The organism is Arthrobacter glacialis, assembly GCF_002909415.1.
Taxonomy (GTDB): Bacteria; Actinomycetota; Actinomycetes; order Actinomycetales; family Micrococcaceae; genus Specibacter; species Specibacter glacialis.
Genome location: NZ_PPXB01000008.1, coordinates 1 through 20941, shown reverse-complemented (window position 1 = coordinate 20941; position 20941 = coordinate 1). Strand labels below are relative to the sequence as shown.

Below are 20941 nucleotides of genomic sequence, written 5' to 3'. Positions count from 1 at the left end.
TCGCGGAGCGTCTTGTGGTGGCGGTGGCTGGCATCGACTGCTGACCTTGGCCGCAGAACGCCGCCTGCAGCCAAGCATCTCGCGGCCACGGTCAGCAGTGGCGAAATGGGCGGCCCGTGAGACCAGCGGGCGCTAGGCAGTGAGGTCCATGGCGGCCAGGCGCAGCCACAGCCACAGGCGTTTTTGCGGATCGTCGAAGTCAATGCCGAAATCCTTCTCCAGGCGCGTCAGCCGGTATCGGACGGTGTTGTTGTGGACATGGAGGTGCGCGGCCATGTCGGAAATGCTGCCGTTGCACTGGAAGTAGGCGCGCAATGTTTGCAGGTACTCACTTTGCTGCTCGGCGTCACGGCCCTGGATCATGGCAATGTCGTCCTGCTGTGCCATGCCTTGCTCCTCAATGAACGCCCCAATCTTCACCAGGTTCAAGGGAACCCTGTAGTCCTCGTACAGGGCCACGGCGGATCCGCCGGCCTCGCCCGCCGCGGCCCGTCCACGGAGCAGGAACTCGAGGGTTTCCAGCGCTTCGCCCCTGGAACGGGGCAGGTCTTCCACGGCCAAGGCAACCTCACCCACAGCAGCAATGAGCGGGAACCGGCTGATTGTTTGGGCGTATGACCCGATTTCCGCAACCACCCGCCGATGCGCAGCCCTGGGGTCGTTGCCCTCGCATGGCAGGAGCGCATAGACCACCGAATCAATCAGCGCACTGTGGCTGCTTTTGAACTGAACATTGCACACCGTGGTGACCAGATACAGCAGCTTCTGGATCTCTTGGATTGCCTCCAGGCTCCCGGTTTGCGGGCGGACAATGGAAAAGGCCGCCACCGCCAAACCTTTCGCCGCGTCCAGGCCCAGCTGGGCAGCAGCAAAGGAAGCATGGTCGGGGTCGCCCATGAGCGTGCGGATCAGGTCACCGTTCCTGCGCTCGCCAACATCGAAGGCGGAGCGCGCATGCAGCAGGTGCAGGCCGGCCAGGGGCGCCATCTTGTCCAATGCCGAAAGCGCCGCTTCGCGCCGTTCTTCACCGGGATCGATGATCCAGATGGAGCCAAGGAGCTCACCCCCAGCCCTGACGGCGAGCGCCAGCCTAGCCATTTCCTCCTGCGTGGCCGGGATGTGCACCGCCACGGGCGAGTCATAGACGGCCTTGAAATCAGTGTCGAAGGCCGGCGCCTGAATTTCCTCCAGCGACAGTGTTGTGACGCGGCGGAGCTCGTCAATGGGCTGGCCGGGCAGCGTGGAATAGCCCAGCACCCGGCCCAGCGGATCCACTATGCTCACAGCCCCGTTGGTGATGGATGCCGCGGCGTTGGCGAACGCGTACAGGTCGCCCAGGCGGATGCCGGAGACAAAGTCTGCCGCCGCACCAACCACTGATGCTCGGGCAAGCGTGACCAGCCGTGTCCAGTCAATGGAATCGGGGGCAACCAGCAGTGCCACGCCGTGGCGGCCGGCCGCCGCACGCAGCCGTTCCATGGGCGCCCCGTACGCCTTGACGATGACTGCCGCAGCATTCCCGGCCGATGCCCGTTCCAACAGTTGGTCAAAATCAGCGGATTCGCACCTGAGCCCAACAGCCAAAATGATGCGGTCCCCCACCGGAACCCATTCGTCCATGGGGTCAAACATCAGTATGTCGGAAACGCGGTGCATGAGTTTGTGCGCGTCAGGACCTGCGTGCACCAGGTCCGCCTGCATCAGCGCAATGCAATCGGCAAGGCGTACAGCATCTCCCTGTCCGCGGCCATCCACGGAGTCTTTCATTCCACGCACCATGACCTGGACGTTATCACAAGTCGATTAGAGGATTTTTGTAAGAACTCACATGTAGTTCCGATGAGATCCACGTCACCATTGATGCAGAGGGAGTAAATAGTTTTTCCCACCAGGAGTTAGAGGTCACCACATGAAATTCAAGGACATCAGGGCACTGGCATCGATTCAGGGCCCGGCACGATCCACGGCCGAACGCTTGGACCGCCGCTGCTACAGCATTGGCGACATGCAGAAAATGGCAGCGAAGGCCCTGCCCAAGAGCATCTTTGACTACATTGAAGGCGGCGGCGAAGATGAGGCATCCATGCGTCGGAACATCGCCTCCTTCAACGACTGGTCCTTCATGCCCAAGTGGGGCTCGGTGGAAAACCTGAGCCTGGCCACCACCATCCTCGGCGGCCCGTCGGCCATGCCCCTGATGCTCTCCCCCACCGGCGGCACCCGGCTGTTTCACCCGCAGGGCGAGATCGCCGCAGCCCGTGCCGCACTGGCCGCGGGCGTCCCCTACGGACTGGCCCATCTGAGCACCACGCCCATGGAACACGTGGCCGAGGCAACCCCCGGCCTGCGTCGCTGGTTCAACCTTGAACCCACCAACGACAAAGTCATGCTGCAGGCTGTTCTGGACCGTGTTTCCAATGCCGGCTACGAGGCCCTCATTGTCAACATCGACTGCCGCGACGTAGGGCACCGTGAACGCGACTACCACAATGGCTTCACGGCTCCGCCGTCCATCAAGCCCAAGACGGTGTTCGAGGGTGCGTTGCGCCCCCGCTGGGCACTGGGCTTCCTGGCCAGCGACGCCATCGCCTTCCCCAACCTCGACGCCGAGATCCCGCAGGGACCCCTCTCCAGCACTCCTGACATGTGGCGCACCCTGCTGGCCGGCTCCTACGAGCCCACCGACTGGAGCGATCTTGAAGACATCCGCACCCGCTGGAACGGCCCCCTCATCCTGAAGGGCTGCGTGAACCCGAAGGATGCCGCCATTGCGGCCAGCATGGGATTCGACGCCATCCAGGTCAGCAACCATGGCGGCCGCCAGCTGGACCACATGGTCTCCCCCATGGATGTACTCCCGGAGATGGGTGAGGCCACGGCCGGTCGCATGGAAATCATTGTGGACGGTGGCATCCGCCGCGGCTCCGACGTCATCAAGGCACTGGCCCTGGGCGCCGATGCCTGCGCCATTGGCCGCCCCTACCTGTACGGCCTCGCCGCTGCCGGTGAAGCTGGCGTGAGCCACGTGCTCAAACTCTTCAAGGCTGAAATGTGCCGCACCATGGCCCTGCTGGGTGTCACCACCATCGCCGAACTGAAGGAAGGCGGCCGCGAGCTTATCCGCCACCACAGCGAAACATTTGTCCGCGTCGCTGCCGCATCAGACCTTGATTCGCAGCGGTCGCTGGCAGAGTTGGGAACTCCCTGATGAGTGCCCCGTCCGCCGCCCGCAGGCGTGTCCGCGCTGCTGCCGCCGTCGCCGTCTCGGCAGCGCTGATGTTCTCACTGGCGGCGTGTGCAAGTTCGACGGCGTCCGACGGCGTTGCCGAGCTCGGCGCCGGGATCCCCGCCATGGCCTTCAACCAGGCTGCAGCGGCGCAACTGCCGGACGCCATCAAGGCTTCCAAGGTACTAACTGTGGCCATCCCCACGAACGAACCGCCCACCCAGTTTTACCGCGAGGGCACCAGGGAGATGACGGGGACCAATCCGGATGTCGCCCGGCTGATTGGCCAGGCCCTGGGGGTGAAGGTTGACATCAAGGTCGCCAACTTTGACTCCATCATTCCGGGCATGGCCGGCGGCCGGTACAACATGACGGTGTCCTCCATGACACCCACCGAAAATCGGATGAAGGTTCTGGACTTTGTGGATTATCTGCAGATGGGCAACTCCATTGCCGTGGGCACGGGCAATCCTCAAGGCATCACGGAGGAGGCAGCCCTGTGTGGGAAGAAGGTGGGCCTGTTGATCGGCTCCTACCAGCTCACAGCAAATGTGCCGGCCGCCGACGAGAAATGCCAGGCGGAGGGCAAGGCGCCGATCCAGACCAGCGAATTCCAGGACACCCGCCAGGCCATCTCCGGGCTGACCAGCGGCCGCCTGGACGCCGTGCTGGCCGACTCGCCCATCCTGAATTTCGCTGCCAAGGCCAATCCGGACATTGAAATTTCCTCCCAGTATGACTTCACCCCTGTCGGGGTGGGGCTGCCCATCGAATCCGGCCTTCTCACGTCCGTGTCCGCGGCCATGGCGGAGGTCCTCAAAAGCGATTCGTACAAACAGGTTTTGAAAAAGTACGGCCTGGAAAGCAGCGCCATCACCGATCCCCGCGTCAACTTCGCCCAATAGGAGGTGAACACCATGCAGCACCAACAATCAGCAACACCAGCCACGTCCCAACAAGTTCCCCCCGCAGCAACGGGTGATTCTGTCCCGGTGGTGCCCCTGCGCCATCCTGTCCGCAACGCCTTGGCACTGGTCCTGATTCTCATCGCTGCGAGCGCAGCCTTGGACGTGGCCACTAACGAGCGCTACCACTGGGACGTTGTGGCCGAGTACCTGTTCTCCCCGGAAATCCTGACAGGTGCCGGGCTGACACTGGTCCTCACGGTTGTTTCGATGACTGTCGGCATCGCCTTGGGGACGGTCCTGGCAATCATGCGCCTGTCCACCAATCCGATTCTGCACACCGTCAGCCGGGCCTACATTTGGTTCTTCCGCGGCACGCCGCTGCTGGTCCAGTTGATCTTTTGGTACAACATTGCGGCCCTATACCCGGTAATTGCGCTGGGACTGCCCTTCGGCGGACCCTCCCTAGTGATCGGCTCAGCCAACGTACTCATCTCCCCGCTGGGTGCAGCCCTGCTCGGATTGGCCTTGAATGAAGCCGCCTACATGGCGGAGATCATCCGCAGCGGCATCAGCTCCGTGGACAAGGGCCAGCACGATGCCGCCCGGGCGCTGGGCATGAACCGCAGCAAGTTGATGATGCGTGTCATCCTGCCGCAGGCCATGCGTGTGGTGCTGCCGCCCACGGGCAATCAGGTCATCTCCATGCTCAAGGGGACTTCCCTTGTCAGCGTGCTGGCGATCTCCGACCTGCTGTACTCGGCCCAGATCATCTACTCGTTCAACTATCAGACCATCCCACTGCTCATTGTGGCCAGCATCTGGTACCTGCTCATGACCACTGTCCTGAGCTTCTTCCAAAACAAGCTTGAGCGGCGTTACGGTCGCGGCTTTGACACTGCAACCCGCCTGGTTCGCCGGCCCAAGAGAAGGAAAGCATCATGAGCACAACAATGGTGGAAGCCCAAGGGGTGCGCAAGAACTTCGCGGCCATTGAAATTCTCAAGGGCATTGACCTGACGATCGAACAGGGCACGGTGACCTGCCTGATCGGCCCGTCCGGTTCCGGCAAGACAACGTTCCTGCGCTGCATCAACCACCTGGAGAAGATCGACGCCGGACGCCTGTACGTGGACCAGCAGCTTGTGGGCTACACCGAACGCAACGGACGCCTGTACGAAAAGAAGGAAAGCCAGACTGCCAAGTCCCGCCTCACCGCAGGAATGGTGTTCCAGCGCTTCAACCTCTTCCCGCACATGACAGTCATGGAAAACGTGATTGAGGCCCCCGTCCACGTGCTGGGCCGGCCCAAGAAGGAAGTCATTGCCGAAGCCCAAGTCCTGTTGGACCGGGTTGGCTTGGGCGACCGCGGGCACTCCTACCCGCAGGACCTCTCCGGCGGGCAGCAGCAGCGCATTGCCATTGCCCGGGCCCTGGCCATGAAGCCCAAGCTCATGCTGTTCGACGAGCCAACCTCCGCCCTTGACCCCGAGAACGTTGGCGAAGTGCTCGAGGTCATGAAGGACCTGGCCGCAGAGGGCATGACCATGGTGGTGGTCACCCATGAGCTCGCCTTCGCCAAGCAGGTCGCCGACCAGGTGGTTTTCATGGACATGGGCGTGGTGGTGGAAAGCGGCCCGCCGTCGGAAGTGCTTGTGGCACCCAAACACGAGCGCACCAAGGCGTTCCTCTCCAAGGTCCTCTAATCCACTGTCGGCTAAGACAATCCACTGCCGACTAAGACCCAAACACCTCTTTGCAACAATCCCCTTGGCCGCTATCAGGCAGCCAGAAGAAAAGGAAAAGCACCATGCTCCGCACCCACATCAGCACCACCTTGGCACCTGTCCCGGCCGGCCCGTATTCCCAGGCCATTGCCGCCAACGGTTTCCTCTTCACCGCCGGTGCGACCCCGCACCACCGGGTCACCGAGGACACTGTGGGCGAGACCATCGGTGAGCAGACCCGGGCGGCCATGGAGAACCTAGCCGCAGTGCTGGCCGCCCACGGCCTGGATTTCTCCCACGTGGTCAAGGCCACCGTCCACCTGCAGGAGCCAGCCCGGGACTTTGCCGGGTTCAACGCGGTCTACGAGGAATTCGTCAAGGCCCCCTACCCCGCACGAACCACTGTGGGCTCGTTCCTGGGTGACTTCCTCGTGGAGATTGACGCGGTGGCCGTCATTCCGGCCTAGCCACAAAATCACAGCTACATTGCGGGGCCCGGAGGCGCACGCGTTGCGCCTCCGGGCCCCGCTGTTTAAGTTCCCTGCCAAGTAAAGGGAGCAAGAGTGCTTGGATGGGGACATGGCCGTTCTTATAGTGTTGCGTGGCAGCTCCGGCTCCGGAAAGAGCACGGTTGCCCGTGCGCTGCAAAAGGATCTGGGTGGAGTTTGGATCGAGCAGGATTATTTCCGCCGAACGATCCTGGGTGAGCGCGGAAACTACTCGCCGCTCTCCGTGGAGCTGATTGCGCAATCGGCGGCACTGGCGCTCCGCCACGGCCGCACAGTTATTGCCGACGGGGTGTTTAACGCAAGCATCTATAGTGAGACATTCGCGGCACTGGGTGCCGGACATCTCGGACCAAGCCTGTTTTACGCCTACGACCTCACCCTCGAGGAGACACTGCACAGGCACACCACACGCCCGCAAAAGCAGGCCGACTTTGATGAACACTCCATGCGCGGCTGGTATCACGGCTGGGATCCGCTCCACGGCATCACCGAACGGCGGATCACGGCAGAGGAGACCTTGGAAGAAACCGTTGCCCGAATCCTGCAGGACGTCCGCTCCCCCGCGGATTCCCTCTAGCACAAGCTAGGCAGTGAGCCCCAGCTTGCTCATGCGCTTGGAATGGTTGCGTGTCAGGGCGCTCAGGATGGTTTGAACTTCCGCCGCAGCCTGTTCCTGGGTGGCATCGGGCCGCAGGCCCACCAGGAAACTGTGCTTGGCACCAATGCGTTGCACCTGTGTCAGGGCCTCCCCCACCATCCGCCGACCCCACAAGGCCAGGCGTGAGGAAAGCCGGGGATCCTCGGCCAGCATAGTTTTCAGCAGGGACGTCAACGTCTCAATTTGTTCATCGCTGGTGTGTACCCCGGCAATGGCTTCCCGGGTGGCGTCGTCGAGGTGTTCGGCAATGGCAGCGTAAAACTCTTCCGTGATGGTCTCCACCACGTACGCCTTCATGAGAGATTCGTGCCAGTCAGCGGGGCGGGTGCGCTCGTGGAAGGAATCCACCATGCGCACAAACGGCGCCATGGCCAGTTCCGGGTCCATGCCCATCGCGTTGAGCCGGGCACAGATGGCTTCATAGTGGCCAAACTCGGACACCGCCATTTTACCCAGGACGGCCCTGTCGCCCAGCGACGGCGAGTGCCGCGCGTCGATCGCCAAACGCTCAAACGCGGACAGTTCCCCATAGGCAATGCTGCCCAGCAAATCAACAACAAAGGTGTCGTAGCGGGCGCTCAGTTCGCCTGCGGAAACGGAATCATCGGCGTCGGAGGCTGGAATACTCATACGCTCTAGGGTAGTCCGTGCCGCGCCACACTTGTTCCCTGCCGCGAATCGTTTACGCTGAAACCGTGCCGTACTCTCACATTGGCGTCAGTCAAAGCGCCGCGCAGCAGTCCCTTGCCCAAGCCTTGGCTGCCCTGGGCACCGAGTTCAAGCTGCCCGACGGGTTTTCCCCGGAGGTACTGGCGGAGGTGGATGCGGTCATTGCCGGCCATTCGCTGCCCGCACCTGATCTGACGGCGCTGCCCTTCATCACCATCGATCCGCCCACGTCCCAGGATCTGGATCAGGCCATGTTCTTGGAGCGCGAAGGCGACGGCTACGTGGTGCACTACGCCATTGCCGATGTCCCCTCCTTTGTTCCCGCCGGCGGTCCACTGGATGCCGAGACCCGCCGCCGTGGCCAGACCATCTACACGCCCGGCCAACGCATTCCCCTCCACCCCACCTCCCTGAGTGAGGGTGCTGCGAGCTTGTTTGCCAACGATCCCCGCTCCGCTTACGTCTGGGAAATTCATTTGGCGGCGGACGGCACCCAGACCTCGGCCCTGGTCCGCCGGGCCACCGTCCGCAGTATTGCCAAACTGGGTTATGAAGAAGCCCAAAAGATGTACGACGCCGGGAACTCACCGGCCGCTTTTGCCGAAACCTTGGCGCTGTTGGCCGAGATTGGGACCAAGCGCATCGACTTGGAGCGCGCCCGCGGCGGTGCCAGCCTCAATGTGCCGGCACAAGAGGTGGAGTTCGTGGACGGCCGCTACGTCCTGGAATTCCGCCCCAACCTGCCCATTGAGGACTGGAACGCCCAGATTTCCCTGCTGACAGGAATGGCAGCCGCCCAGGTGATGATCGATGGGAAAGTGGGCATCCTGCGCACCATGCCCGCCCCCGATGCCGAGGCCATTGCGGCTTACCGCCTGCAAACTCAGGCGCTGGGCAATCCTTGGGACCCGGAGATGGCGTATGGTGCCTATCTGCGCACCTTGAACACCGCCGACCCCAAACATTTGGCGTTGATGCACGCTGCCAGCACCCTGTTCAGGGGCGCCAGCTACACCCCTTTTAATGGCAGCGTCCCGGCAGAAGTCATGCAGGCGGCAGTGGCGGCACCGTACGCCCACACCACCGCACCCTTGCGCCGCCTGGTGGACAGGTTTGTGCTTGCCATTTGCGCGGCCCTGTGTGCCAAGGAACCGGTCCCCACCTGGGCCATTGAGGCCTTGGACCTGCTACCGGAGATCATGAGCGCCTCCAACCAGCTGGCCAACAAAGTGGACAAGGCAGCCATCGACACCATTGAGGCCGCCCTGCTCAGCCACCAAGTGGGAGGCGAGTTTGACGCCGTCGTACTGGCAGGGCCAAAGCGGAACGGCCACAATTCCAAGGCCTCCGCTGCGCGCAGTTTCATCCAGATTTCTGTGCCGGCCGTGACGGGGTACTGCGATGGTGATCTGGAGGCCGGAACTGTGGTGCGGGTGACGCTGACTTCCGTGGACATTGCCAAACGAAGTGTGAAGTTTGTGCAATCCTCGCAAATTTAGGGTGTGCCGCTAGACTAAAGGGGTAGACATGGATGCCCGGTCGTTGATTGATAGTTTTTGATTCAGCAAACCCGCCCCTACGCGCGTCTTTTCAGCTCCTCCCGCACCCGTCATTTACGACGGCGGGAGGGCTAAGTTTTTGTTAGCCCGCGATCGGCTTCCCTAAGATTGTGCCGCTGTTCTGCGGTTCCGTGAGGCCTTCCGCGCCCGCGTTGAGCCCTGTAGGCGGCACCTTGTATAGACGAATTGAACGGTAAGCATTTGAGCATTGAAGCAGACTCCCTCTTGCAGGCAGAAGACAGCAACGAAATCGTCGAAATTGACGGATCCTTGGTCACCCATGAGCCCCCGCACAAGGAAGAAAAGGAAACGTTCGCCAGCTTTGGCGTGCACCACGAGATCGTTTCTTCGTTGACCGAAGCTGGCATCCTCCACCCCTTCCCCATCCAGGCCATGACGCTGCCCATCGCGTTGACAGGTCACGACATCATTGGCCAGGCCAAGACCGGAACGGGCAAAACGCTCGGTTTCGGCATCCCCGCCCTGAACCGCATTGTTGCCCCCAAGGATGAGGGCTTTGAGAAGCTCGCGGCCCCGGGCGCACCCCAGGCAATGGTTATTGTGCCCACCCGTGAACTGGCTGTCCAGGTTGCCGGCGACCTTGCCGTTGCCTCCAAACACCGTGGCATCCGCATCGCCACCATTTATGGCGGCCGTGCGTACGAGCCCCAGGTTGAAGCCCTGCAAAAGGGTGTTGAACTGATTGTTGGAACCCCCGGCCGTTTGATCGACCTGCTCAAGCAGCTTCACCTGAACGTCAAGCACGTTCGCATGGTGATCCTCGATGAGGCCGATGAAATGCTGGATCTGGGCTTCCTGCCCGACGTTGAGACCCTGATTGCCGGCACTCCCCCGGTTCGTCAAACACTGTTGTTCTCAGCCACCATGCCCGGCCCGGTTGTTGCCATGGCCCGCCGCTACATGACCCAGCCCACGCACATCCGTGCCGCTGATCCTGATGATGAGGGTCTGACCAAGCGCGACATTCGCCAGCTCATCTACCGTGCCCACAGCATGGACAAGATTGAGGTCCTGGCCCGGATCCTGCAGGCCAAGGATCGCGGCCGCAGCATCATCTTCACCAAGACCAAGCGCACCGCTGCCAAGGTTGCCGAGGAATTGGTTGACCGCGGCTTCGCCGCAGCGGCCATCCACGGCGACTTGGGCCAGGGCGCCCGCGAGCAGGCACTGCGCGCCTTCCGCAACAACAAGGTTGATGTTCTGGTTGCCACTGACGTTGCCGCTCGCGGCATCGACGTTGATGATGTGACACACGTGGTCAACTACCAGTGCGTTGAGGACGAGAAGATTTACCTGCACCGTGTTGGCCGTACGGGCCGCGCCGGCAACAAGGGCACCGCCGTGACCTTCGTTGACTGGGATGACATGCCCCGCTGGGCTCTCATCAACAAGGCACTGGGTCTGAGCGTTCCCGAGCCGATCGAGACCTACTCCTCCTCCCCTCATCTGTACAGCGATCTTGACATCCCCGTTGGCACCAAGGGCCGCCTGCCGCGCAACATGCGCACGCACGCCGGCATTGATGCCGAGGTTTTGGAAGACCTTGGCGAGACGGGCAAGCGCAACTCCCCCAAGGCTGACACTGCTCGAGGCGGTAGCCATGGTGGCAACCGCGGCGGAAACCACTCAGGTGCCCGCCATGGTGAGAAGCGCGACTCCGGCCGTGGCGCTGGCCGCGACTCAGCCCGTGACTCCAACGGTGCGGCTTCCACCAGCACGGCTTCCAACAGCGCAGGCGAGAAGCGCGAGTCAGGCCGCAGCCGCCGTCGTCCCTCCTCCTCAGCTGCTGCCTCCGCCTCTTCGGCCGACGGCGCTGCCCCCGTTGAGGGTGCCACGCGTCCGCGCACCCGCACACGTCGACGCAACGGTGAAGTAGTGGCCAAGCCGGAGTCCGGCGAGTAACCCCACTTTTACAACTGACCCGCAGAAAACGCCCAAAATTCACGGTTTTACCGTGATTTTCGGCGTTTTCTGCGGGTCAGTTTCGTTGGTGCGGCTAGATCAACGGCCGGCCTTCACGCCTGGCGTCGCGGATCTCCTGGATGAATGCCTTGCCCAGCACGTAGAGCACGCCGGCAACTATCACCGGCCAGATCAGCACATACAGGGTGAGAAAAAATGCTGTCATGGATATTTCCTATGCTTTCTTCTCGAGAAGGGTTCCGGGGGTGCTGTGGTTGGCTTCCTCCCGGTTGTCGAAGTCGCCGATGCGGTCCTTGATGGAGGCGAAGTCGAAGGTCGCCTGGTTGCGGAAGCACATGAAGTAGCAGACCAGGGTGCTGACTGCGTAGGCAACGAGCGACCCGGAGAGCACGGCGTAGTCGTGCAGGACGCCGATGGCGAACGGCGCAACCGCGAGCATGGCGACAGCCGCAACGATCTTGGCCGTCTTCAGGCCAAAGAAGCCAAACGCCATCAAACCCAGGACAACACCAATTCCCACAATGGAGAGCAGATCCACCACGAGTCCGGTGAGTCCGCCCATGGAAATCCTTTCGAACCGCACGGGGATGAAGCAGGCCAGGGCAACAATCACCGAGATGGTGAAGGCCTTGTTGGTGATCTTTTGCCAGTAGAAGCTGGCGATGACAGGGAACACCAAGGCACCCCACAGGGCCCCGACAAAGACCAGCAGGTCAAGGATGTTCAGCTGCCCGCTGGCAAAGTACAAGCCGGCACCGGTGGCAACAATCATGGTGATGCGGCCAATGAACAGCATTGTCTTGGGGTTCGCTTTCCCCTCCTTGGCAATGTTCTGGCCGTACACATCTGCCATCATGATCGAGGACATGGCGGAGAGATCAGAGTCAGCCGTGGAGGACAATGCGCCCACGATCATGATGAGGAAGATCCCCAACAGAACGGGGCTCAGGTAGGTCGCGGCCATCTGCGGGATCAGGTTGTTGGTGTCCCCATCCAGCGGGACAACGCCCGCGTACAGGGCCATGACACCCATCATGCCGATGCCGATGATGGTGGCTCCGTAGCCAACAGTGGCTGTCACGAAGGTCTTCTTGATCAAGTCTTCACGCACGGCGAAGAGCCGCTGAGCAATGGTCTGGTTGCCGATGGCGTAGGCCAGGACCGCAGCAATGTACGGCGCCCCCTGGTTCATGAACGCCTCTGAGGAAAAGAAGTTGGACTGCTGCGGGGTCAGCCTGGCAGCGCCCGAAACGAACATGTCAGATCCGCCGGCGGCAAAGAACACCACCGGAATGATGATCACCACGGCACCGAGCATGGCAAACACCTGCGCAGCGTCCGTCAGCACCGATGCCCTGAATCCTGACCACAGCGAGTACAGCAGGATGCCGCCGCCGATGAACAGGATGCCCTGGGTAAAGCTGAACGGGGACAGCAGCGCAATCAGCGCCCCTCCGGCGATGAAGTTGGAGGTGATGCTGACCATTGATCCAACAATGTTGGAACCGGCGAGCATCAGCTGGCTGGATTTGCCGTGCCGGGCGTAGATGACCTCGGCCAGGGTGTGTGCCTTGGGTGCAACGGCACGGATTCGCTTGCCAAACGGGTAGATGAACAAGATCATCAACGCGCCCCACAGGCCATAGTGGATGAAGCAGTCCGGTGAGGGAGCCATCAAGCGCACTTACCCGCCCGGGACCAGCCGCCAAGGCAAGCAGACAATTCTGCGCAGGCGGCCCAAAGTGATTCGCGTACCAGGCGAACAGTCACTACCGGAAAATCAACGGCTGACGTTCAGCCGGCAACGGGAATACAACGGTTCGCAGGCAGCTTTAGTTGCCTTTTCGAACCAGTCATCTGATGTCACTGTAACAGGGTAGTCGTGATCCTCCATGGTTGCCGCTGCCCCCGAAGGGTCACAATGGCGCATCCATTGGCCGCTACGGCAGGAAGGGTTGTGAACCTGTTCCGGCGGCAAGCATGCGCTCCAGCGCTTCCTGGCCAGTGAGGTTTTCGCCGAGCAGATTCGGTTTCCCGGCGCCGTGATAGTCGGAGGAGCCTGTCATGAAGAGCCCCGTTTGCTGCGCCAGTTTTCGCAGCCAGGCCCGCCCCTCGGGCGGGTTGTCCCGGTGCTCCACCTCCAAACCCAGGAGTCCGGCGTCGATCATGTCATGGAATATTTCCGGCGCCACCACACGGCCGCGGGCACTGGCCACGGGGTGGGCAAACACGGGCACGCCGCCGGCGGCACGGACCAGTTCCACGGCCAGGACCGGGTCCGGGGCGTAGTGGGTGACAAAGTACCGCGAATGGGAGGTGAGGATGCTGGCAAACGCCTCATTCCTGTCCGCCACGATGCCGGCGGCCACCAGGGCGTCGGCAATGTGTGGGCGGCCAATGGTGGCCCCGGGGGCCACATGGGCGCTCACATCATCCCAGTTCAGCGGGTAGTCCTCCGCCAAGCGTTCCACCATGCGCTCGGCACGGGTCAGGCGGGCGTCCTTGGCCTTGGTGATTTCCTCCAGCAGTCCCGGATGGTTCGGGTCGTGGAGATAGCTGAGCAGGTGCACGCTCACACCCCGGCTAGTTTTGCAGGAAACTTCCATGCCCGGAATCAAGCCCACACCATGGTGCCGGGCCGCGTCCAGCGCCGGGGCCCAGCCGTCGGTGGAGTCGTGGTCTGTCAGGGCCATGACGTCAAGACCGGCCTGCGCAGCGGCAGCCATGAGATCCGCCGGGCTCTGGGTGCCATCGGAAACATTTGAATGGGCGTGCAAGTCGATCTTCACGATCCAAGCGTACGTCCGTTGCGGCCCTGCTGTGCGCTGCTACGGTGCTGGGCCATGGCATGCCGGTTCTGTCACGAGCGGATTTTGCCCACATTTCTTTGTCCCCCCGCGCGGCCAGTGAGAGACTTGAGGGGTGAACCAGACTGAGCAATCCTCCGTGCACCCCGACCCTTCCAGCGATCAGCCGCTTGAGGAGCGTGTGAACAACCGTTCGCACCGCCCCAATTCAGAAGCTTTCCGCGCCTTCATGGCCTCCAGCTGGGCGCCCGTCTCCACGGAGACCCCCGCCCGTGCTGACGTGGCAGACCATGCCGCGCGCCGCCGTCGTGCCATCTCCGAGCAGTTCAAGACCGAGCGCCTGGTGCTCCCCGCCGGCCCGCTAAAAGTCCGCTCCAACGACTGCGACTACCGCTTCCGCCCGCACTCCGCCTTCGCACACTTGACCGGCTTGGGCGTTGACCACGAGCCCGACGCCGTCCTGGTGCTGGATCCCGTTGCCGAGGGCAAGGGAGACGACGGCGGACACCACCGCGCCACGTTGTACTTCCGTCCCATGGCCGGCCGGGACACCAAGGAGTTCTACGCAGACTCCCGCAGCGGCGAATTCTGGATTGGCACCCGCCCCTCCCTGGCACAGTTCCAAGCGCAGTTGGGCCTGCCCACGGCGGATATTTCCGACCTTGAAGTGGCCATCACCAAAAATGTGGGCGAGCCTGCTGTTGGCGGCACGTCCATCCGCCTGATGCGCAAGGTTGATGAGAACATTGACGCACTGGTGGACACGGCCCGTTACAACACGGCCAAGGATCCCGACAACATGGACTTCGGCGCCCTGGATGATCTGGATGCCAAGCTCGCCGAAGCCGCCTCCGAGCTGCGCCTGGTCAAGGATGCCTGGGAGATTGAGCAGATGAAGGTGGCCGTGGCTGCCACCATTGCCGGCTTCGAGGACATTGTGAAGGCCCTGCCGCGCGCGGTTGCCCACAAGCGCGGCGAACGCGTTGTTGAAGGCGCCTTCTTTGCCCGTGCCCGTGAAGACGGCAACGAGCTCGGTTACGACACCATCGCTGCCGGCGGAAACAACGCCACAGTGCTGCACTGGAACCGGAACACCGGAACGGTCAACGAGGGCCAGATGATCCTGGTGGATGCCGGCGTCGAGGCCGAATCCCTGTACACGGCCGACATCACCCGTACGCTGCCGGTCAACGGGAAGTACTCCGAGATGCAGCGCAAGATCTACCAGGCCGTGTTGGATGCAGCCGACGCCGCCTTCGCCGTCGCCGTCCCGGGTCGCAAGTTCCGCGATGTCCACAACGCCGCCATGGAGGTTTTGGCGGACCGCCTCGCAGCGTGGGGCCTATTGCCGGTCACCGCCGAAGTTGCGCTGTCCGCCGAGGGCCAGCAGCACCGCCGGTGGATGCCGCACGGCACCAGCCACCACCTGGGCCTGGATGTGCACGACTGCGCCCAGGCACGCGCCGAACTCTACCTGGATGGCGTCATCACCGAGGGCATGGTCTTCACCATTGAGCCGGGCCTGTATTTCAAGGACGAGGACCTGGCCATCCCGGCCGAGTACCGCGGCAACGGCGTGCGCATCGAGGACGACATCCTGATCACCGCCAACGGCCCCGTCAACTTGAGTGCAGCACTCCCGCGCACACCCGATGACGTCGAAGCCTGGATGGCCCGCCTCTCCGGCTAACCCTCCGCGTACTGCAACTAGCCCGCAGAAAACGACGAGAATACACTTTTTGGAGGTGTTTTTCGTCGTTTTCTGCGGGCTAGTTGTTTAAGTGGACGACGACGGCACTTGGCTCAGCCGGCGATCAGCGCCTTGAGCGCCGCCACGTGTTCCTCATAGGCTCGTTTTCCATCGGGGGTGAGGGAAGCCCACGTTTTGACGCGGCCCTTCCCTGTCGGCTTGCTCAACTTCACGTAGCCCGCGTCTTCCAGAACCTTGAGCTGCTTGCTGGCCACGGAATCGGCCACGCCCAACATGTCCCTCAGCGTGGCAAATTCTGCCTGGTCAAGCGTGCTGAGAAAGGCGCAGATGCGCAGCCTGTTCGGCGCGTGGATGACCTCGTTCAGCCCTGGCGTCACGGCCTGCTCCGCAGTTGCGCACGCAGTGCCGCATCGAATCGCCGGCCGAAAAAATTGACGGCAACAAAGACGATTGCCCCGGCCACCCATGCGGGCCAATCAATCCCCTTCTCAGCATGAAAATAGTATGCCCCGCCCGCGCACAGAATCATGATCAGCACCAGGGGAACCGTCCACCAGCTGGCCTTTCCCGCCTTGAGACCGTTGATCCACACACCAGTCTTCTCCTTGTAGGCCCCCATGAGGACGCCAAGACCAAGGAAATACACGACGGCCACACTGATCATGGCCACGGGGCCGCCGATCGTGTAGGCAACGACAAATACGGCGGCAAGCAGGCCTAGCACCGGGTGGTACCACCACGGAGTCACCAGCCGGTCGGCAGCATGTGAGCGTGCATCGTCAATGGCGGCCAAAGCATTCCGGGCATCGTATGTCGATTGGTTTTCCATAGTGGAAAGTCAATCATTTTCCACACCGGAAAGTCAACACCGCCCCGCCAGACGGAAAATGCCGCCGTTCCCGCAAATTGCCGCAGGTGTATCGGCGGCAATTTGCGGGAACGGCGGCATTTCTGTCCCGTGAACTACTTTTCCGGGTTCTCCGGGGCAGTCGGCGTGTTTGGTTCCGCCGGCGCGGGAGCCGGGGTGTTCACACGGATCCCGTACTGCGGGCGGCCATCGGGAAGATCGGGGAACTCTCCGCGGCGGGGCCCGTCCAAGGGTGCCTGACCGGGGCGGTCGTGGCTTTCTTCGCCCTGCGCTGCATCGTCTGGGGAAGCAGATGCACCATAGGGGTCATGCCAGCCCTCGGGGCGCGTGGGTGCGGGTCCGGCAGAGCTGGGCGGCTGCACCGGCGGGCGGTACCCCTGCCCCTTATCCTGGAAGCCCTGTCCTTGGACCGGACGCGGGGCGTTGGAGTTCATGGGCAGCTGGGCCAGGAGGCGGCGCGCATCCTGGGCGACATCCGAGGTGACAATAACGTCGTAACTGGAGGCCAGCACCTGGTTGGTGGAGGTGAAGTCGCGCTTGCCGCGCTGGGCTGCGTATCCAATGATCGCAAACAACATCCAGAATGCGGCACCCATCAACACTGCTGTAAACACGTTGATGTAGGGAGCGCCGGCGTTGCTGCTGGAATCGAAGAAGGAGAGCATGACCCCAATGAACAAGCCGAACCAGGCACCAGTCATGGCGCCTGAGAGGGCAACGCGGGGGTAGCTGAGCTTGCCAGTGACACGTTCAACCATTTTCAGGTCGTTGCCCACAATGGACACGTGCCGGACCGGGAACTTCTCATCTGCCAGGTAATCAACCGCCTTTTGCGCATCCAAGTAGGAAGTGTAAGAACCGATTGTTTCTCCCGTAGGGACAATACGGGCCTCGTCCAAGGGTGTGGTGCGTCCAAAGAGGTTTGCCATACTCCCCATTGTTCACCATGTTCCTGCACGTTGGCTGGAGTATCGCTGGCAGTGAAATGATGAACTCATGGCAGAGCCGCATTCCAGCGCCCCAAAACAGCGGCGCAGCCAATGGGCAACGGCGCCAAAGTTTGGGTCAATACTGGGCAGGGGAAGTAGCCTGTATCTGTGAGCACTCAACCTACGCGCATCTTTGTCGCCCGACTCCTGGGCTTGGACGTCTTTGACCCTCTCGGGGACAGACTCGGAAAGTTGCGTGATGTGGTGGTTCTGGGCGGCAGCCAAACGACAGCCCCGCACGCGGTGGGCATCGTCGTGGAAGTGCCGGGCAAGAAGCGCGTCTTTGTCCCCATGACCCGCCTAACGTCCATGGACCAGTCACAAATCATCTGCACGGGACTGGTCAATCTGCGCCGTTTTGAACAACGCGGCGCTGAACAGCTGGTGGTGGGTGGGATATTTGACCGCAAAGTGACGCTGACCGATGGATCCGGGTTCGCCGTCATTGAAGACATCGCCATGGACAAGCAACGCAATGGTGACTGGCTCGTGACCAAGCTCTTTGTGCGCAGGGGCTCCTCCACGTCACGGCTGCGTGGGCTTCGCCGCGGGCACACCATGCTGATCGACTGGTCCGAGGCCCACACGGACGACGTCGCCGAACCGCAAAGCGCCACCTTCTTTGTGGCCACCCATGAGGACCTCAAGCCCTCCGACTTTGCCGACGCCCTTCAGGAGATGAGCGACAAACGTCGCGTGGAGGTGGCCAGCGAGCTCCAGGATGAGCGCTTGGCCGACATCATGTCAGAGCTCCCCGAGGACGACCAGGTCACTCTGCTCTCCGCCTTGGACAATGAGCGCGCCGCCGACGTGCTGGAGGAAATGGATCCCGACGACGCCGCCGACCTCCTGGCAGATCTCCCCCAGGCTAAAGCCGAAGAGCTGCTGCTCCTGATGGAACCTGAGGAGGCCAAGGACGTGCGCCGCCTGCTCCAGTACGCCGAAGGCACAGCGGGCGCTCTCATGACCCCGGTGCCCGTGATCCTGCCCCCGGAAGCCACGGTGGCGGAGGCACTGGCCCATGTCCGCAGCGAAGACTTGTCCCCCGCGTTGGCCTCGGCGATCTTTATTTGCCGGCCTCCGTTGGAGACCCCCACGGGCCGCTTCCTGGGTGTTGTTCACATCCAGCAACTGCTCCGCAGTGCACCACCGGAGCAGCTGGGCACCATCGTTGACAAGAATTTGGAGCCGGTCTCCGACCAGGATGACATCAGTGTGGTCAGCCACATCATGGCCTCCTACAACTTGAACTCACTCCCGGTGGTCAGCAAGGAGGGCCGCCTGGTGGGTGCTGTGACGGTGGATGACCTTCTTGACCACCTCCTGCCGGAAGACTGGCGCAACCACGACGACGGCGTTCCCGCCCGGAAATTAGGAGGCCGCATTGGCTGAACGGCATCATGCCAAGGGTGGCGGCCTCGACACCCCCATGGAGCTCAAATCCCGGCTTCTGCCCAATCTGACCAGCGATCCGGACTTCTTTGGCCGTTTCGCCGAGCGTTTTGCCCGCTACATGGGCACGGCCAACTTTCTGCTGTACATGACCGTTTTTGTCATCTGCTGGATTGCGCTCAATGTGATTGGCTTGTTCGGGCTGCAGTGGGACCCGTACCCGTTCATCTTGCTCAACCTGTTCTTCTCCACCCAGGCGTCCTACGCCGCACCCCTGATCCTGTTGGCGCAGAACCGGCAGGATGACAGGGACCGGGTCCAGATTGAGCAGGACCGTTCCCGCAACGAGCGCAACCTTGCCGACACCGAGTACCTGACCCGGGAAGTTGCGGCCCTGCGCATTTCCCTGCGTGAAGTGGCCACCCGCGACTTTGTCCGCTCCGAGCTGCGCAGCCTTCTGGAGGAACTCATTGCCCTCCAGGATGAGGACGATGACGTCAAGGATTCCCGCAACAGCCAGCGCAATCCTGCCACCAACGCCATCAAAACCGTCAAGACACCCAAGGCTGCGAAAACCGCCAAAACAGCCGCCCCCAAGCCCACCACCAACTCCTAAGGCCACCCCAGCATGAACACCCCGTCCCACCCTGACCTTCTAGCCGCGCTCGCCACGGTCATCGACCCGGAGCTGCGCCGCCCCATCACGGAGCTGGGCATGGTCGAGTCGGTGGAGGCGTTCGACGGCGGCCAGGTGCGCGCCGTCGTCCGGCTCACGGTGGCTGGTTGTCCACTGCGCGAAACCATCACCCATGACGCCACGGAGGCGTTGAAGACCCTCGACGGCGTCACACACGTGTCCGTGGAGCTGACTGTCATGACGGCAGAACAGCGTGCCGAACTCAAGGAAAAGCTCAAGGGCAGCAATCCCGAGCGCGGCATTCCCTTCAACTCCGAAACGTCGCTGACGCGCATTTATGCGGTGGCCAGCGGCAAGGGCGGGGTGGGCAAATCCTCGGTCACGGTGAACTTGGCGTGTGCTCTTGCGGCCAAAGGGCTGCGCGTGGGCATCGTTGATGCTGACATTTACGGCTTCTCCGTGCCCGGCTTGATGGGCATCACCCAGAGTCCCACGCGCGTGGATGAGATGATTCTGCCGCCCGTTGCCTATGGCGTGAAGGTCATTTCCATTGGTATGTTTGTGGCCGGAAATCAGCCCGTTGCCTGGCGCGGGCCCATGCTGCACCGGGCCCTGGAGCAGTTCCTGGGCGACGTTTACTTTGGCGACCTGGATGTTTTGCTGCTGGATCTGCCACCGGGTACAGGAGATGTGGCCATTTCGGTGGCCCAGCTGCTGCCCAAGGCGGAGATCCTCGTGGTGACAACACCCCAGGCGGCCGCGGCGGATGTGGCCGAGCGGGCCGGAGCCATCGCCGTGCAGACAGGCCAGAAAGTCGCCGGGGTTATTGAGAACATGTCATTTTTGACGCTGCCCGACGGCAGCACCATGGAATTGTTTGGTTCCGGCGGCGGGGAGATCCTCGCCAAGCGCCTGAGCCAGAGCGTGAACACCAGCGTGGAGTTGTTGGGCCAGATCCCCTTGGATGTGGCGCTGCGCGAGGGCGGCGATGCGGGAATGCCCATTGTGCTGGCCGATCCCGAATCTCCGGCAGCGCAGGTTTTGCTGGGCATTGCCCACGGGCTGTCCGTGCGTCCCCGGGGCTTGGCCGGGATGAACCTGGGCGTCACCCCGCGTTCCTAGCCCCGGCAACGCAAACGCTCGCTCATTTGCGGGGCGTTAAGCGCAAACGCTCGCTCACCAAGTGAGCGAGCGTTTGGGAAAAGTGCCCCGTAAGCGGTATCTGTCAACCTGTTTGAGAGAGATTGACGTTTTGTTGAGTTCGTTGTTTGGGGTCGTTGATGGCGACGTAGGCGTCGATCTGGGGTGCCATGGGTCGGCGGGTGAATCGTGAGGGATTG

General features: G+C 62.2%; 20 protein-coding genes. 12 read left to right on the top strand and 8 right to left on the bottom strand.

The window, feature by feature from the left end:
- Nucleotides 1-132: 132 nt before the first annotated feature.
- Complete coding sequence (locus tag CVS28_RS11040; protein WP_243399840.1) at nucleotides 133-1767, bottom strand: PucR family transcriptional regulator; 1635 nt, start codon at nucleotides 1765-1767, stop codon at nucleotides 133-135.
- Between the two features lie 142 nt (nucleotides 1768-1909).
- On the opposite strand from CVS28_RS11040, the gene CVS28_RS11035 reads away from it, so the two are divergent.
- The 6 genes from CVS28_RS11035 to CVS28_RS11010 all read left to right on the top strand — a co-directional run bounded on the left by CVS28_RS11035 (nucleotide 1910) and on the right by CVS28_RS11010 (nucleotide 6944).
- Nucleotides 1910-3208 carry an alpha-hydroxy acid oxidase gene (locus tag CVS28_RS11035; protein ID WP_207797196.1) on the top strand — a complete coding sequence of 433 codons (1299 nt, stop codon included), beginning with the start codon at nucleotides 1910-1912 and terminating at the stop codon, nucleotides 3206-3208.
- Nucleotides 3208-4131, top strand: coding sequence for a transporter substrate-binding domain-containing protein (locus CVS28_RS11030; RefSeq protein ID WP_103481541.1), 924 nt, complete (start codon nucleotides 3208-3210; stop codon nucleotides 4129-4131). The genes CVS28_RS11035 and CVS28_RS11030 overlap by 1 nt, the downstream gene beginning before the upstream one ends.
- 12 nt (nucleotides 4132-4143) lie before the next feature.
- The gene (locus CVS28_RS11025) at nucleotides 4144-5076 is read left to right on the top strand and encodes an amino acid ABC transporter permease (RefSeq protein ID WP_103481540.1); all 933 of its coding nucleotides are present in this window, start codon (nucleotides 4144-4146) and stop codon (nucleotides 5074-5076) included.
- On the top strand, nucleotides 5073-5837 hold the full coding sequence (locus CVS28_RS11020; protein ID WP_103466928.1) for an amino acid ABC transporter ATP-binding protein: 765 nt from the start codon (nucleotides 5073-5075) through the stop codon (nucleotides 5835-5837). The genes CVS28_RS11025 and CVS28_RS11020 overlap by 4 nt, the downstream gene beginning before the upstream one ends.
- 104 nt (nucleotides 5838-5941) lie before the next feature.
- The gene (locus CVS28_RS11015; RefSeq protein WP_103481539.1) at nucleotides 5942-6325 is read left to right on the top strand and encodes a RidA family protein; all 384 of its coding nucleotides are present in this window, start codon (nucleotides 5942-5944) and stop codon (nucleotides 6323-6325) included.
- Between the two features lie 112 nt (nucleotides 6326-6437).
- Nucleotides 6438-6944, top strand: a complete 507-nt coding sequence (locus CVS28_RS11010; RefSeq protein ID WP_103466926.1) for an AAA family ATPase — start codon at nucleotides 6438-6440, stop codon at nucleotides 6942-6944.
- 6 nt (nucleotides 6945-6950) lie between these two features.
- On the opposite strand, the gene CVS28_RS11005 is transcribed toward CVS28_RS11010, so the two are convergent.
- Nucleotides 6951-7655 (bottom strand): ferritin-like fold-containing protein, encoded by a 705-nt coding sequence (locus CVS28_RS11005; protein ID WP_103466925.1) that lies wholly within the window; start codon nucleotides 7653-7655, stop codon nucleotides 6951-6953.
- A 65-nt stretch (nucleotides 7656-7720) separates the two neighbouring features.
- Here CVS28_RS11005 and CVS28_RS11000 point away from each other — a divergent pair, with 65 nt between their 5' ends.
- Together CVS28_RS11000 and CVS28_RS10995 are read left to right on the top strand one after the other, a co-directional pair.
- Nucleotides 7721-9193, top strand: a complete 1473-nt coding sequence (locus CVS28_RS11000) for an RNB domain-containing ribonuclease (RefSeq protein ID WP_103466989.1) — start codon at nucleotides 7721-7723, stop codon at nucleotides 9191-9193.
- 261 nt (nucleotides 9194-9454) lie between these two features.
- Nucleotides 9455-11176, top strand: coding sequence for a DEAD/DEAH box helicase (locus tag CVS28_RS10995; RefSeq protein ID WP_103481538.1), 1722 nt, complete (start codon nucleotides 9455-9457; stop codon nucleotides 11174-11176).
- 94 nt (nucleotides 11177-11270) lie between these two features.
- On the opposite strand, the gene CVS28_RS20145 is transcribed toward CVS28_RS10995, so the two are convergent.
- The 3 genes from CVS28_RS20145 to CVS28_RS10985 form a co-directional block, all read right to left on the bottom strand.
- On the bottom strand, nucleotides 11271-11402 hold the full coding sequence (locus CVS28_RS20145; protein WP_243399839.1) for a putative transporter small subunit: 132 nt from the start codon (nucleotides 11400-11402) through the stop codon (nucleotides 11271-11273).
- A 9-nt stretch (nucleotides 11403-11411) separates the two neighbouring features.
- Nucleotides 11412-12872, bottom strand: a complete 1461-nt coding sequence (locus tag CVS28_RS10990; protein WP_103481537.1) for a sodium:solute symporter family transporter — start codon at nucleotides 12870-12872, stop codon at nucleotides 11412-11414.
- A 265-nt stretch (nucleotides 12873-13137) separates the two neighbouring features.
- Nucleotides 13138-13986: a PHP domain-containing protein gene (locus tag CVS28_RS10985; RefSeq protein WP_103466922.1), complete on the bottom strand. Its 849-nt coding sequence runs from the start codon at nucleotides 13984-13986 to the stop codon at nucleotides 13138-13140.
- A gap of 133 nt (nucleotides 13987-14119) precedes the next feature.
- On the opposite strand from CVS28_RS10985, the gene CVS28_RS10980 reads away from it, so the two are divergent.
- Nucleotides 14120-15694, top strand: a complete 1575-nt coding sequence (locus CVS28_RS10980; RefSeq protein ID WP_243399838.1) for an aminopeptidase P family protein — start codon at nucleotides 14120-14122, stop codon at nucleotides 15692-15694.
- Between the two features lie 113 nt (nucleotides 15695-15807).
- Here the strand turns inward: CVS28_RS10980 and CVS28_RS10975 are convergent, their stop codons facing one another.
- From CVS28_RS10975 to CVS28_RS10965, 3 genes are all read right to left on the bottom strand, one after another.
- The gene (locus CVS28_RS10975) at nucleotides 15808-16092 is read right to left on the bottom strand and encodes a transcriptional regulator (protein ID WP_103466921.1); all 285 of its coding nucleotides are present in this window, start codon (nucleotides 16090-16092) and stop codon (nucleotides 15808-15810) included.
- Nucleotides 16089-16544: a hypothetical protein gene (locus CVS28_RS10970; protein ID WP_103481536.1), complete on the bottom strand. Its 456-nt coding sequence runs from the start codon at nucleotides 16542-16544 to the stop codon at nucleotides 16089-16091. Before CVS28_RS10970 ends, CVS28_RS10975 begins: the two co-directional genes overlap by 4 nt.
- A 134-nt stretch (nucleotides 16545-16678) precedes the next feature.
- Entirely contained in the window at nucleotides 16679-17512 is an 834-nt protein-coding gene (locus CVS28_RS10965; RefSeq protein ID WP_103466919.1) for a YflT domain-containing protein, read from the bottom strand.
- Nucleotides 17513-17680: 168 nt separating this feature from the next.
- On the opposite strand from CVS28_RS10965, the gene CVS28_RS10960 reads away from it, so the two are divergent.
- The 3 genes from CVS28_RS10960 to CVS28_RS10950 are packed head-to-tail and all read left to right on the top strand — an operon-like array spanning nucleotide 17681 to nucleotide 20723.
- A complete protein-coding gene (locus CVS28_RS10960) occupies nucleotides 17681-18964 on the top strand; it encodes a magnesium transporter MgtE N-terminal domain-containing protein (protein WP_103466918.1) in 1284 nt (427 codons plus the stop codon).
- A gap of 37 nt (nucleotides 18965-19001) precedes the next feature.
- The gene (locus CVS28_RS10955; protein ID WP_103466987.1) at nucleotides 19002-19580 is read left to right on the top strand and encodes a DUF1003 domain-containing protein; all 579 of its coding nucleotides are present in this window, start codon (nucleotides 19002-19004) and stop codon (nucleotides 19578-19580) included.
- A 12-nt stretch (nucleotides 19581-19592) separates the two neighbouring features.
- Nucleotides 19593-20723 (top strand): Mrp/NBP35 family ATP-binding protein, encoded by a 1131-nt coding sequence (locus CVS28_RS10950; protein WP_103481535.1) that lies wholly within the window; start codon nucleotides 19593-19595, stop codon nucleotides 20721-20723.
- Nucleotides 20724-20941: the final 218 nt, after the last annotated feature.

Excerpts from the sequence above, each read along its gene's own strand:
- CVS28_RS11040 (WP_243399840.1), bottom strand. The coding sequence starts at position 1,767 with ATGAAAGACTCCGTGGATGGCCGCGGACAGGGAGATGCTGTACGCCTT.
- CVS28_RS11035 (WP_207797196.1), top strand. The coding sequence starts at position 1,910 with ATGAAATTCAAGGACATCAGGGCACTGGCATCGATTCAGGGCCCGGCA.
- CVS28_RS11030 (WP_103481541.1), top strand. The coding sequence starts at position 3,208 with ATGAGTGCCCCGTCCGCCGCCCGCAGGCGTGTCCGCGCTGCTGCCGCC.
- CVS28_RS11025 (WP_103481540.1), top strand. The coding sequence starts at position 4,144 with ATGCAGCACCAACAATCAGCAACACCAGCCACGTCCCAACAAGTTCCC.
- CVS28_RS11020 (WP_103466928.1), top strand. The coding sequence starts at position 5,073 with ATGAGCACAACAATGGTGGAAGCCCAAGGGGTGCGCAAGAACTTCGCG.
- CVS28_RS11015 (WP_103481539.1), top strand. The coding sequence starts at position 5,942 with ATGCTCCGCACCCACATCAGCACCACCTTGGCACCTGTCCCGGCCGGC.
- CVS28_RS11010 (WP_103466926.1), top strand. The coding sequence starts at position 6,438 with ATGGCCGTTCTTATAGTGTTGCGTGGCAGCTCCGGCTCCGGAAAGAGC.
- CVS28_RS11005 (WP_103466925.1), bottom strand. The coding sequence starts at position 7,655 with ATGAGTATTCCAGCCTCCGACGCCGATGATTCCGTTTCCGCAGGCGAA.
- CVS28_RS20145 (WP_243399839.1), bottom strand. The coding sequence starts at position 11,402 with ATGACAGCATTTTTTCTCACCCTGTATGTGCTGATCTGGCCGGTGATA.
- CVS28_RS10990 (WP_103481537.1), bottom strand. The coding sequence starts at position 12,872 with ATGGCTCCCTCACCGGACTGCTTCATCCACTATGGCCTGTGGGGCGCG.
- CVS28_RS10970 (WP_103481536.1), bottom strand. The coding sequence starts at position 16,544 with ATGGAAAACCAATCGACATACGATGCCCGGAATGCTTTGGCCGCCATT.
- CVS28_RS10965 (WP_103466919.1), bottom strand. The coding sequence starts at position 17,512 with ATGGCAAACCTCTTTGGACGCACCACACCCTTGGACGAGGCCCGTATT.
- CVS28_RS10955 (WP_103466987.1), top strand. The coding sequence starts at position 19,002 with ATGGAGCTCAAATCCCGGCTTCTGCCCAATCTGACCAGCGATCCGGAC.
- CVS28_RS10950 (WP_103481535.1), top strand. The coding sequence starts at position 19,593 with ATGAACACCCCGTCCCACCCTGACCTTCTAGCCGCGCTCGCCACGGTC.